The organism is Pseudoxanthomonas sp. SE1 (assembly GCF_029542205.1).
Taxonomy (GTDB): Bacteria; Pseudomonadota; Gammaproteobacteria; order Xanthomonadales; family Xanthomonadaceae; genus Pseudoxanthomonas_A.
In genome coordinates, this window is sequence record NZ_CP113783.1 from 4,038,053 (window position 1) to 4,050,680 (window position 12,628).

A 12,628-nucleotide genomic window follows, 5' to 3' on the forward strand; every position below is an offset into this window, starting at 1 on the left:
GCTTAGAATCGCCACCATGAAAATCGCCAGCTGGAACGTCAATTCGCTCAACGTGCGCCTGCCGCACCTCACGCAGTGGCTGGGCGCATTCGCCCCGGATATCGTCGGCCTGCAGGAAACCAAGCTGGAGGACCACCGCTTCCCGGACACCGCGCTGGCCGAGCTCGGCTACCGCAGCGTGTTCGCCGGGCAGAAGACCTACAACGGCGTGGCGCTGCTGGCGCGCGAGGCCATCGGCGACGTGCAGGTGGGAATTCCCGGTTTCGACGATGAACAGAAGCGCGTGATCGCCGCGACCGTCGGCGACGTGCGCATCGTCAATCTCTACGTGGTCAATGGCCAGGACGTGGGCACCGACAAGTACGCCTACAAGCTGCGCTGGCTGGACGCGGTGCACGACTGGCTGGCCGCCGAGCTCCAGGCGCATCCGAAACTGGTGGTGATGGGCGACTTCAACATCGCGCCCGACGACCGCGATGTGTTCGACCCCAAGGTCTGGAACGACGACCACATTCTCACCTCCACCGCCGAGCGCGCCGCCCTGCATCGGCTCTATGCACTGGGCCTGCACGACGCATTCCGCCTGCACAGCGACGAGGCCAACGTCTACAGCTGGTGGGATTACCGGATGGGCGGACTGCGCCGCAACCTCGGCCTGCGCATCGACCTGACCCTGGTGTCCGACGCGCTGCGTGGGCATGCCGTGGAATCCGGCATCGACCGCGAACCGCGGACCTGGGAGCGCCCCAGCGACCATGCACCCGCGTGGGTACGCCTGGGCGGTTGATCCACGCCTGCTCCGCGGACCCCGGAACGAACAAAGGCCCGGCATTTGCCGGGCCTTTGCATTGCCACGGGCCTTGGGTGCGTCTCGAAAGCGCACGCGGCCGCAGCGAAACCGTTACCTCGCCCTGCCCCGCGTGAACAGGTTCACGATGAGCAGCAACACCACCGCACCGATGAAGGCGGTGATCAGGAAGCCCACCCAGCCACCGCCCAGGCCGAGGCCCAGCGTCGGCAACAGCCAGCCGCCCAGGAAGCCGCCAATGATGCCGACCACGACGTTCAGGATGATGCCCTGCGACCCGTCACGCTTCATCACCAGGCTCGCCAGCCAACCGGCGATGCCACCCACGATCAGATAGATGAGAAAATTCATTTCGTTGCTTCCTCCCTTGAATGGACAGAACCCCATGGCGCGGGGCACGCTCGAATCTTCAACGCGCGGCGTGAAACCGCCGTTAACTCACATGGGGGAAGCGTCCGTGCCCCTGCTACATAACGCCATCGCGGCATGCTTGCACGCCGTGCCGCACCACGCACCGGGCACGGCGGCATGAGCTGGCGCGACACCGACGCGGACTGGCGGTTCGATGACATCGCCCTGTGGCTGCTGCCGCATGCTCCACGGCAGCGCGGCGAACCTGCAGCGCGCGAGCAACTTGCCCGCGTACTGGATCTTGAACCGCACACGCTGCCGATCACCCGCGATACGCAGGGCCGGCCACACTTCATCGCGCCCTTGCACCATCTGGAATCCGGCTGGAGCCACAGCGGTGACGCACTGCTGCTGGCGCTGGGCGAAGAGATCGAACTGGGCGTTGACCTGGAGCGCATGCGCCCACGCCCGCGTGCAATGGAACTCGCGCAGCGCTTCTATCACCCCGAAGAAACCGCCTGGCTGCACGCCCTCGACCAGGACGCCCGTCTGCCGGCCTTCGTCCGCTTGTGGTGCACCAAGGAAGCGGTGCTGAAGGCGCATGGCCAAGGCATTTCCTTCGGCCTGCATCGCTTCCACGTCCACCTCGACGATGGCGGCGCGCGCCTCATTGCGTGCGATCCCGCGCTCGGCCGCCCCGACGATTGGCGGCTGCACGAATGGGCGCCACGGCCGGACTATCGCGCCGCGCTCGCCTGGCATCCGCGGGGCCGGCGCGAAGGCCTGCGATAATGCGGCGATGAACGACACCGCCTTTCCCGTCGACCTGCGCGATACCCTGCAGCGTGGACTCCTTGCGTTGGGCCTCGACGCCGATGCGCTGGCGCCGCGCCTGCTGGCCTATCTGGCCCTGCTCGATCGCTGGAACAAGACCTACAACCTCACGGCCATCCGCGACCCGCGCGAGATGGTCACGCGCCACCTGCTGGACTCGCTGGCGATGCATACGTTCGTGGACGGACTCGCCGCGCAGGGGGGCGCACTCGCCGACCTCGGCACGGGCCCGGGCCTGCCCGGGATTCCGCTGGCCATCGCCAAGCCGGGACTGCGCGTGACCCTGGTGGAAAGCAACGGCAAGAAAGCGCGCTTCCTGCGTGAGGCGGTGCGTACCTTGAGCCTGGACAACGCCCGCGTGGCCGAGTCCCGCGCCGAAGCATTGGACGAACCGCAGGCCTACGACGCCCTCACAGCCCGTGCGCTGGATGTGCTGGCCGGCATCATCGAGGTGGGCGGCCATCTGCTGAAACCTGGCGGGGTATTGCTGGCGATGAAGGGCGTACGGCCTGACGAGGAGATCGCGGCACTGCCGGCCGGGTGGTCGCTGCAGGCCCTGCACCCGCTGACCGTCCCGGGCCTGGTCGGCGAACGCCACATGGTCATCGTCCGCCGCGACTGATTGGCGCACCGCGGCCGCGCGGAACTGTAACTCCTTGAAAAGACTGGTCGTGCCCCAGTGCCTGCGCGGGGGTGTCCCTCGGGCTGACCGGGAGCACCCGCCTTGTGCGTACCCTTCATTTCGCACGGCCCCGCCCGAGCCCGCATAATCCCCCCTCACCCCGTATTCGATAAGGCGCCCCTCGCATGGCCCGCATCATCGCCGTCGCCAACCAGAAAGGCGGAGTCGGCAAGACCACCACCGCCGTGAACCTGGCCGCCGCGCTCGCGCGCGCGCCACAGCGGGTGCTGCTGGTCGACCTGGATGCGCAGGGCAACGCCACGATGGGCAGCGGCGTGGACAAGCGCGAGGTGGAAGCGTCCACCTGCGACGTACTGCTCGGCGAGGTCGAGGCCAGGGCCGCCGTAGTGACCACCCCGGAAGGTTTCGACCTGATGCCGGGCAACATCGACCTGACGGCGGCCGAGATCCAGCTGATGGATGCGGACGGCCGCGAGCAGCGCCTCAAGAGCGCGCTGCAACCGCTGCGTGGCGACTACGATTTCATCATCGTCGACTGCCCCCCCGCGCTGTCGCTGCTCACGCTCAACGCGTTGACCGCCGCCGACTCGGTGCTGGTGCCCATGCAGTGCGAGTACTACGCGCTGGAAGGCCTGTCCGCGCTGATGGAAACCATCGAAGCGCTGCGCGCACGGCTGAACCCCACCCTGGAAATCGAAGGCGTGCTGCGCACGATGTTCGACATCCGCAACAACCTGGCCAACGCCGTATCGGGCGAGCTGACCACGCATTTCGGCGACAAGGTGTTCCGCACCATCGTGCCGCGCAACGTGCGCGTGGCCGAAGCGCCCAGCCACGGACAGAGCATCGTGGGCTACGACCGCACCTCGCGCGGCGGCGTCGCCTACCTGGGCCTGGCCGGCGAGATCCTGCGCCGCGCCGCCGACCGCAAGAAGCAACAGCAGCACATGGAGCACGCGTGATGAGCGCCCCGAAGAAGCGCGGCCTGGGTCGCGGACTGGAAGCCCTGCTCGGCCCGAAAGCCGCCGAGACGCCACCGCCGGAAGCCCAGCCGGGCGAAGCCCTGCGCACGCTGCCCGTGCAGCAGCTGCAGCCGGGCAAGTACCAGCCCCGCACGGCGATGGACCCCGGCAAGCTGACCGAACTGGCCGAGTCGATCAAGGCACAGGGCGTGATCCAGCCGATCGTCGTGCGGGAACTCTCGCCCGGCAAGTTCGAGATCGTCGCCGGCGAACGCCGCTGGCGCGCCTCGCAGGAAGCCGGCCTGGCCGAAGTGCCGGTGGTCGTGCGCGACCTGGACGACCGCACCGTCATCGCGATGGCGCTGATCGAGAACATCCAGCGCGAGGACCTCAACCCACTGGAAGAGGCGCAGTCGCTGCAGCGCCTGATCAACGAATTCGCGCTGACGCACGCCGAAGCGGCCGAAGCGGTAGGCCGCTCACGCGCGGCGGTATCCAACCTTCTGCGCCTGCTGGAATTGCCACCCGCAATCCGCGCACTGCTGGAAGCGCGCCGTCTTGAAATGGGCCACGCCCGCGCCCTGCTGACGCTGTCGCCGGACCTGGCAAGCAAGCTGGCCTCCGATGCCGCCGAACAGGGCTGGTCGGTGCGCGAAGTTGAACACCGCGCGCAGCAGTTCGCCGCCGGCAAGGTGCCGGTCAACGGCAAGAAGGCCAAGCCCGCCAAGGCGGCACCGCAGCCGGACATCGCCTCGCTGGAAACCGAACTGTCCGAAAGTCTCGGCACCCGCGTCACCATCGCCCATGGCCGCGGCGGCAAGGGCAAGCTGATCATCCAGTACACCGACCTGGACACCCTGGACGGCGTGCTGGAGCGGTTGCGCCCGCGGGCGTGATGCCGTGCTTGTTGTAGGAGCGACGTAAGTCGCGACCGCACGCCATCAGGCCACCGCGCCTCCAAAGGCAGGCGCTGACATCAAAAACCAGTCTCGTGCCACAGCCCACGGCACGACGCGGGCATCGCAGCGTATCGGCGCCACGGTCGCGACTTACGTCGCTCCTACGGAAAGCGCTGATCCCGACGCTGCATTACCATCCGGTTTCCGCTTCCACCGGATGCTCGCCTTGAATCTCCGCATCGCCGCCCTGCTGCTCGCCTGCGCACCCTTGCAGGCGTTCGCCTTCGCCCCGTCCGACGCCGACCAGCGCTTCCAGGCGCTCTACGAGAAGGAATGGAAATGGCGGCAGGAACAGACCGGCCAGGCCGATGAAGACACCGACACCAGCGGCGACAAGCGCCGCCTGCCGGACGTGGGCGCGGACGCGCACCAGGCGCGGCTGAAGGTCTGGGAACAGGTGTTGAAAGATCTGGATGGCATCAACGCAGCGGCCCTATCACCGGAGAACCGCATCAACCTGGCCATCTACCGGCCGCAGGTCGAGAATCTCGCCGCCGAGGTGCGCCTGCGCGCCTACGAGATGCCGTTCAATTCCGATTCCTCGTTCTGGTCGAACCTGTCCTTCATGGCGCGCCGGCCCATGAAGACCGCCGAGGATTACCGCGCCTATGCCGCGCGCCTGCGCGATGTGCCGCGCTATTTCGACCAGCACATCAGCAACATGCGTGCAGGCCTGAAGCGTGGATTCAGCGTACCGCGCGCGGTGCTGGACGGACGCGATGTGTCCATCGCGATGGTGGCGGAACTGGAGGATCCGGAGCAGTCCGCGTTCTACGGCCCGTACAGGAAGATGCCCGCCAGCATCCCGGCCGCCGAACAGGAAGCCCTGCGCAAGGACGTGCGCGACGCCATCGGCCAGCAGGTCGTGCCCGCGTTCGACAGGCTGCTGACCTTCTTCCGCACCGAGTACGTGCCACAGGCGCGCACCACGCTGGCTGCCGAGGCGATGCCGGGCGGAAAGGACTTCTATGCGCAGCAGATCCGCGAATACACCACGCTGGGCCTCAGCGCCGAAGACATCCACCAGATCGGCCTGAAGGAAGTGGCGCGCATCCAGGCCGAGATGCAGGAGGTCATCGAGCAGACCGGCTTCAAGGGGAGCTTCGCCGAATTCCTGACCTTCCTGCGCACCGATCCGCAGTTCTACGCCAGGACACCGCAACAGCTGCTCGATCGCGCGGCGTGGATTTCCAAGCGCGTGGATGGCGAGGTCGGCAAGTACATCGGTACGCTGCCGCGCGGGCGCTTCACCATCGTTGAGGTGCCGGCCGACATCGCGCCATTCTGGACCGCCGGCCGAGGCGGGCTGGGCACGTACTGGCTCAACACCTACGACCTGCCGTCGCGCCCGCTGTACAACCTGCCCGCGCTGACGCTGCATGAGTCCTCGCCCGGGCATTCGCTGCAGGCCGCGCTGGCGCAGGAACAGGGCGAACAGCCCGCGTTCCGGCGCGACAACTACATCTCCGCCTATGGCGAAGGCTGGGCGCTCTACACCGAAAAGCTGGGCAAGGAGATGGGCATCTACGAGACGCCCTACGAGGACTTCGGCCGCCTGACCTACGAGATGTGGCGCGCCGCGCGCCTGGTCATCGACACCGGTGTGCACCACAAGAACTGGACACGCGACCAGGCCTTGGCCTACCTGCGGGACCACACCGCCCTGTCCGAGCACGAGGTCACCACCGAGGTGGATCGCTACATCTCCTGGCCGGCACAGGCACTGAGCTACAAGCTGGGCGAGATCGCCATCGTCCGCCTGCGCGGCGAGGCCGAGCGCGAGCTGGGGCCGAAGTTCGACATCAAGGCCTTCCACGATGCCGTGCTGAAGCAGGGCTCGGTGACGCTGCCGGTGCTGGAAAGCCAGATCCGCGCCTTCATCGCCGAGAGCAAGGCCGGTCCGGCCAAGGCGGCGGCGGCCGCACCCTGAGGGCGCCGAACACACCGACGATCCCCGTCATCCCGTAGAGCCGGGCTTGGCCCGCTCCGCCGCACGTCGACTGTCGAGCCTTGGACGCCAAACGCAGCGGAGCGAGCGCCGCGCTACGACGGGGCACCCCGCCACACGCGGCATGGACCTCAGCGGATATCCGCGACGCAGCCGAAGGCGCTCGCCGACCGCCTGACGGCCTCGATGAAATGGCGCTGCACAGGCATCGGCGGCTCCCCGTCGCGCAGTAGAACCTGCAGCAGGACCGGCAACGGCGGATCCAGGACCCTCACCTGCACGGCCGGCCCGGCGGTCCGCGCGCTGAATGCGTCCACCACTGCCAGTCCGTGCCCGTCGGCCACCAGCGCGCGGGCCAGCGGATAGGTCTGCACACGGATACGCGTGCACGGTGGCGGCGCCACGTCCTGCAGGTGGTGCCGAACCGCCCGGCCCAGTGCATCCATCACGTCCAGACCCACCATCGCCTCACCCGCCAGAGCCTCACGCGGCAACGGTTGTTCCAGCTCTTCATCGCGCCAGTATCCCGGTGGCGCGATGGCGTGCGCCCGGCTCTCGCCCAACGGCAACAGGCGGATGCCGGGGACCTGCACGGCCTGCAGCGTCAATCCGATGTCCGCTTCGCGCAGCCGCAGTGCGTCGACGATCTCCCGCGTGTGCTGTGTCAGCAACTGCACCTGCGCGCCGGCATGGCGCGCCGGCAATGCACGGAGAGCAGCGGGCAGCAACGCGCCCGCCAGGGCGGGAGTGGCCACCACGCGCAATGCCACGCTTCCCGGCGCCACCATGCTGCGTGCCAGCCGGTCCAGGTCGGCCAGTTCATCACCGACGCGCTCGATGTGCTCGCGCATCAGCCGGCCTTGCGGCGTCAGCATCAGCCGTCCGTTCACGCGCTCGAACAGCGCGAACCCCAATCCCGTTTCCGCATGCTGCAGCAACTTGCTCGCCGCCGGTTGCGAGATGTGCAACAGGCGTGCGGCGCCGGTCAGCGTGCCCGCCTGCAGCAGCGCCTGGAACAGTTCGATGTGGCGCAGGCGCATGCGGCCTCCCTTCTCCTGTATGCGCACATCATATGCAGCGCGGGCCCACGGTTACGGGGCCGGATAAAGCTCCAGCAACCGGTCCGCGATGCGCGCCACGCCGTCGGCGACAGGATCCTGGCACGGCAGGCCGAAGCGCCGCTCGATGTGGGCGCACAGGCTGGCCGCCTGCTCACGGGAAAGCCTGGACGTATCCACCGCGATGCCGGCCACCTGCACGCCCGGCGATGTGACGCGCGCGCCCTGCAGGTTCGCCGCCAGGCAATCCTCCAGTGCAGGCAATGCGTAATGCGGCAAGCCGCGCATGTGCTGGCGCGTGGGCTCATGGCAGAGCACCAGTGCGTGGGGCTGCGCACCCTGCAGCAGACCCAGCGAGACACCGGCGAACGAAGGATGGAACAGCGACCCCTGCCCTTCGATCAGGTCCCATCCGCCGTCGTCGCGCGCCGGGGACACCCATTCCGCGCCCCCCGAGATGAAGTCCGCGACGACCGCATCGATCGGCACGCCGTGGCCGCCGGCGATGAAGATGCCGGTCTGCCCGGTGGCACGGAAATCTGCGATGACGTTGCGCGACCGCAGTTCACGCTCGAGCGACAGCGTGGTGTACATCTTGCCGACCGAGCAGTCGGTGCCGACGGTGAGCAGGCGCCGCCCTGCCCGCGGCGCTGCCTTGCCCACGTCCAGTACCGGCGGGCGACGGGCATCGAACAGCACGCGCCCCATCCTCCCGGCGGCCTCGCGGATGCGCGGCTCGTCGGCGAGATGCTGGTGCAGGCCCGAGGCCACGTGAAGTCCTGCCTCCATCGCCGCCAGTACGGCCTCCACGGTATCGGCATCCATCACGCCGCCGGCATTGGCCACTCCCACCAGCAATGTCCGCGCACCGGCGGCCCGGGCCTGCTCGAAATCCAGGTCCGGCAACCCGACGCTGGTCTGGCAGCGTGGACCACGCACCTGGCCCACGCACCACGCCGGCCGCCAGTACGCCAGGCCCCGGGCGGTCTTGGCCGCCAGGTCGTCCTGCGCGTTGCCCAGGTAGAGCAGATAGGGAGGCCCCCAGGCGGCGGGCTCGGACATGCAGATTCCTCCAGGATGCCGGCGCTCTCCGGCCCGTCCACCGTAACCAAGCGGCCTGGAGGCGGCCAATCGAAAACCGCGCGGGGGCCATAACCCCGGGTTGGGGCGACAGACCGGCTGCGCCGTCCCCGGACCCGCCGTAAGTGCTTGCGCACAAAGGAGATGTCACGCATAATGCGCGGCTCGCTGCGTCCGGGATGACCGGATCTGCGGCCGGAAGCGCGATTCCGGCTTGGGTCAGCAGCGGTTTTCCTGCCGTATCGCGTGGTGTCCGTCCTGCCCTGCAGGCCGTCCACTGGGCCGCCGTCTCCCGGGCTACGGGCGACACAATTACTTATCGAGGTGCGTATGTCCCGCGTATGCCAAGTGTCCGGCAAGCGTGTGATGACGGGTAACAACGTCAGCCACGCCAACAACAAGACCCGTCGTCGTTTCCTGCCCAACCTGCACGAGCGCCGCTTCTGGGTTGCCAGCGAGAACCGCTGGGTCAAGCTGAAAGTCTCCGCGCATGCACTGCGCACCATCGACAAGAACGGCATCGACTCCGTCCTGGCCGAGCTGCGCGCGCGCGGCGAGAAGATCTGAGGAGTAATCGAACATGGCATCCAAGCGCGACAAGATCCGTCTGATCTCCTCGGCCAACACCGGCCACTTCTACACGACGGACAAGAACAAGAAGAACACCCCGGGCAAGATGGAAATCAAGAAGTACGACCCGGTCGTGCGCAAGCACGTGATCTACAAGGAAGGCAAGATCAAGTGACGCCATGACGCGAACGCGCCAGCGCGTTCGCCGGTGTCATGGCGTCATCCCCGCGCAGGCGGGGGTCCAGCGCCTCAAGGAAAACCCCGCTCCGGCGGGGTTTTCTGTTTCTTGGTCTTGGTGAAGCGGGAAAGCGGCCCCTCATCCGCCCCCGTATCAAGTACGGGGCAGGCTCTCCGGGCACCTTCTCCCCACTTTGCGGGGAGAAGGAAACAAGCGGTGCTTTCTGCTTTCCTGCCCCCATGCGTCTTTTCTTTTGTGCATGCGACTGCGCAGAATCAGGGCATCTCCTCCCGGGACAGACGCACCGCATGGACTGGTCCTTCGGCACCGCCCTGCTGATCGTCGACTGGCTGATCCGCCTGGCGGCGCTGTGGTGGATTCCCAGCCGCACCGCGCCGGCCGCCGCGCGCAGCTGGCTGCTGCTGGTCGGCTTCGTGCCGCTGCTGGGCCTGCCGCTCTACCTGCTGCTTGGCCATCCCTGGCTGTCGCGGGAGCGCATTGACCGGCAGTCGCGGGCCACCGACGTGATCCGGGAAGAACAGCGTCCGCTAAGCGCGCTGCGCTGGTCCCCGCGCGACGGCGCTGCCGTCGAGATGGCGCCCCTGATCGAACGCCAGGGCGCCTTCATGCCCACCCATGGCAATGCCGTGGACCTGCTGGACGACTACGACACGTCACTGCGCGCACTGCTCGACGACATCGACGCCGCCACGCAGCAGGTCCACCTGTTGTATTACCTGATGTTCGACGACGCCGTCGGTGAAGCGATCACCGCCGCGCTCTGCCGGGCCGCAGCCCGCGGCGTGGCCTGCCGCATGCTGCTCGACGCCGTCGGGGCGAAGCGCGGCTTGCGCGCCTATGCAACGCGCCTGCGCGCCGCGGGTGTCGAGGTACACGACATGCTGCCGGGCGGCCTGCGCTGGCGGCGCAGCGGACGCATGGATCTGCGCAACCACCGCAAGGTCGCGGTGATCGACAATCGCATCGGGTACGTGGGATCGCAGAATCTGGCCGCCGCGACGTTCGTCCCCGGGCATCCGAACCGCGAACTGGTGGCGCGCGTGCGGGGCCCGGTGGTCGCACACCTGGAGGGCGTGTTCGCCAGCGACTGGTACATCGAAACCGGCCAGCGGCTCGAGGTGCACCCCGACCTGACGGTGCAGGCACAGGATGTCGCCGCGCAACTGCTGCCCAGCGGACCGGCGTATCCGTTCGAGAATGCGCGCGACACGGTCAATGCACTCATCCATCTGGCGCGCCGCAAGGTGGTGCTGACCACGCCATACTTCGTCCCGGACGACGCCACACTCAGCGCGTTGCGTATTGCAGCGCTGTCGGGCGTGGACGTGCAGCTGGTGCTTTCGGCCACCAACAACCAGACGCTGACCGCGTGGGCGCAGCAGTCGTACTACGACGAGTTGCTGGCCTGCGGGGTGAAGATCGCGCTGTACCGGCCGCATTTCCTGCATGCGAAACACCTGACCGTGGACGACGGCATCGCACTGGTTGGTTCGATCAACCTGGACATCCGCTCGTTCGCGCTCAATGCCGAGATCGGCCTGGTCTGCTACGACACCGGCGTGGTCGCGCACATCCGCGCGATCGAGGCCGACTACCTGGCGCATGCGGACCACGTCGAACGCGATGGCTGGCGGCGACGCCCCGGCTGGCACCGCAGCCGGGAAGGCATCGCACGGCTGGCCGACTCGCTGATGTAGGACGGGCACGCCTTCATGCGGCTTGCGCATGAGGGCCGGCAGGCCGTTCGCCTACAATGGCGACATGAGCGCTGCCACGACACCCCGCCTGCCGCCCTGCGACCTCGCGATCATCGGGGGCGGTGCCGGTGGCGTACTGGCGGCGATGCAGGCACTGCGCCAGGCCACCTCGCCGCTGCGCATCGTGATGATCGAGCCTCGCGAGGTGCTGGCGCAGGGCGTCGCGTATGCGACGTCGCATGGCGAGCACGTGTTGAATGTCCCCGCGGGCCGCATGAGCGCCTTCGACGACCGGCCCGCCGATTTCCTCGACCATGTCGTGGCCACCACGCCCGCCGGCGGTCCCGACCGCGAGACGCTGGCGCACGCCTTCATCGAACGTCGCCGTTACGGCGAGTACCTGCGCACGCGGCTGCAGGAAACCATCGCCGCCAGTCCCGCTTCGCTGCAGATCGTGCACGACAGCGTGCTTGAACTCGATGCGCGTGACGAGGGCGCGACGCTGTTGCTGGCCGAGCGTGGCGCGCTGGAGGCTGGGGGCGTGATCCTCGCCGTCGGCAATACGCCCAAACCGCTGCCGGCGCGTGGCGCGCCGCAGCTGCCGGACGGCCATTCGATCGCCGCGTGGGATTTCGATGCGGTGAAGGCGATCCCCGTGGATGCCGACCTCTGCATCGTCGGTTCCGGCCTGAGCATGGTGGACACCGTGCTCAGCCTCGCCGACAACGGCCACGCCGGCACGGTCCACGTGCTGTCGCGGCACGCGCTGCTGCCGCTGCCGCATTGCCACGGACCGGCCGCGACCTACGACCCGGCCCCCCTGCAGACGATGGACCTGCGCGCACGCATGCGCTTCCTGCGTGCGGCAGCGAGGCAGGCGGTCGCCGACGGACTGCCGTGGCAGTCGGCCATGGAGCGCATCCGCCCGCACGGCCAGGCGCTGTGGCAATCGATGTCGATCGCCGACCAGCGCCGGTTCCTGCGCCACGTGGTGCGCCAGTGGGATGTGCACCGGCACCGCATCGCGCCGGAGGTGCACGCCAGGTTGCAGGCCCTGCTCGATCGCGGCCAGTTGCGGCTGCATCGCGGCCGCCTGGACACGGTGATGGCCGAGGGACGCTGCCTGCGCGTGACCACGCACACACGCGACGGCCGCACCGACGAGTTCGACGTCGACTACGTGGTCAATGCCACCGGCGTGGAGATGCGCGCACAGACCATGCGCAATCCACTGCTGCACGATCTGCTGGGCAAGGGCCATGCGCAGGCGGGTCCGCACGGCATCGGCCTGAAGGCGGCACGCGACGGACGCATGGTGGATGCGGAGGGCAACCCGCAACCGCGCGTGTTCATCCTCGGCAGCCTGCGCATCGGCTGCGTGTGGGAAAGCATCGCCATTCCCGAACTGCGCGGCCAGGCCGAGACCGCCGTGCGGGAACTGTTCGCCGCCACGCCCGCCTGACCGCCCGCCCGCCGCGGCACGCACCAGGCAGTACACTCGGCGACGGGTTGGGCGCGG

13 protein-coding genes are annotated in these 12,628 nt (G+C 68.2%); 10 read left to right on the top strand and 3 right to left on the bottom strand.

Annotated features, from left to right (window positions below):
* The first annotated feature begins 16 nt into the window (after positions 1 to 16).
* Complete coding sequence (xth, locus tag OY559_RS18950; protein ID WP_277727842.1) at positions 17 to 787, top strand: exodeoxyribonuclease III; 771 nt, start codon at positions 17 to 19, stop codon at positions 785 to 787.
* Positions 788 to 901: 114 nt separating this feature from the next.
* Here xth and OY559_RS18955 read toward each other — a convergent pair whose 3' ends face one another.
* Complete coding sequence (locus tag OY559_RS18955) at positions 902 to 1,159, bottom strand: GlsB/YeaQ/YmgE family stress response membrane protein (RefSeq protein ID WP_185894497.1); 258 nt, start codon at positions 1,157 to 1,159, stop codon at positions 902 to 904.
* A 177-nt stretch (positions 1,160 to 1,336) separates the two neighbouring features.
* Between OY559_RS18955 and OY559_RS18960 the strand changes: the two genes are divergently transcribed.
* The 5 genes from OY559_RS18960 (at position 1,337) to OY559_RS18980 (ending at position 6,487) form a co-directional block, all read left to right on the top strand.
* Entirely contained in the window at positions 1,337 to 1,951 is a 615-nt protein-coding gene (locus OY559_RS18960) for a 4'-phosphopantetheinyl transferase family protein (RefSeq protein WP_277730065.1), read from the top strand.
* 7 nt (positions 1,952 to 1,958) lie between these two features.
* A complete protein-coding gene (rsmG, locus tag OY559_RS18965; RefSeq protein WP_277727843.1) occupies positions 1,959 to 2,615 on the top strand; it encodes a 16S rRNA (guanine(527)-N(7))-methyltransferase RsmG in 657 nt (218 codons plus the stop codon).
* Positions 2,616 to 2,800: 185 nt separating this feature from the next.
* Positions 2,801 to 3,598: a ParA family protein gene (locus tag OY559_RS18970; protein WP_277727844.1), complete on the top strand. Its 798-nt coding sequence runs from the start codon at positions 2,801 to 2,803 to the stop codon at positions 3,596 to 3,598.
* Positions 3,598 to 4,494, top strand: a complete 897-nt coding sequence (locus OY559_RS18975) for a ParB/RepB/Spo0J family partition protein (RefSeq protein WP_142125931.1) — start codon at positions 3,598 to 3,600, stop codon at positions 4,492 to 4,494. The genes OY559_RS18970 and OY559_RS18975 overlap by 1 nt, the downstream gene beginning before the upstream one ends.
* 220 nt (positions 4,495 to 4,714) lie before the next feature.
* A complete protein-coding gene (locus OY559_RS18980; RefSeq protein WP_277727845.1) occupies positions 4,715 to 6,487 on the top strand; it encodes a DUF885 domain-containing protein in 1,773 nt (590 codons plus the stop codon).
* Positions 6,488 to 6,636: 149 nt separating this feature from the next.
* Here OY559_RS18980 and OY559_RS18985 read toward each other — a convergent pair whose 3' ends face one another.
* Positions 6,637 to 7,545 (bottom strand): LysR family transcriptional regulator, encoded by a 909-nt coding sequence (locus OY559_RS18985; RefSeq protein ID WP_277727846.1) that lies wholly within the window; start codon positions 7,543 to 7,545, stop codon positions 6,637 to 6,639.
* 51 nt (positions 7,546 to 7,596) lie between these two features.
* Positions 7,597 to 8,625 (bottom strand): N-acetyltransferase DgcN, encoded by a 1,029-nt coding sequence (dgcN, locus tag OY559_RS18990; protein WP_277727847.1) that lies wholly within the window; start codon positions 8,623 to 8,625, stop codon positions 7,597 to 7,599.
* A gap of 348 nt (positions 8,626 to 8,973) precedes the next feature.
* Between dgcN and rpmB the strand changes: the two genes are divergently transcribed.
* The 4 genes from rpmB (at position 8,974) to OY559_RS19010 (ending at position 12,571) form a co-directional block, all read left to right on the top strand.
* Complete coding sequence (rpmB, locus tag OY559_RS18995; protein ID WP_142125930.1) at positions 8,974 to 9,210, top strand: 50S ribosomal protein L28; 237 nt, start codon at positions 8,974 to 8,976, stop codon at positions 9,208 to 9,210.
* A gap of 13 nt (positions 9,211 to 9,223) precedes the next feature.
* Entirely contained in the window at positions 9,224 to 9,388 is a 165-nt protein-coding gene (gene rpmG / locus OY559_RS19000; protein ID WP_027070918.1) for a 50S ribosomal protein L33, read from the top strand.
* 311 nt (positions 9,389 to 9,699) lie between these two features.
* Positions 9,700 to 11,109: a cardiolipin synthase gene (gene cls, locus OY559_RS19005; RefSeq protein WP_277727849.1), complete on the top strand. Its 1,410-nt coding sequence runs from the start codon at positions 9,700 to 9,702 to the stop codon at positions 11,107 to 11,109.
* A 64-nt stretch (positions 11,110 to 11,173) separates the two neighbouring features.
* On the top strand, positions 11,174 to 12,571 hold the full coding sequence (locus tag OY559_RS19010) for an FAD/NAD(P)-binding protein (protein WP_277727850.1): 1,398 nt from the start codon (positions 11,174 to 11,176) through the stop codon (positions 12,569 to 12,571).
* Positions 12,572 to 12,628: the final 57 nt, after the last annotated feature.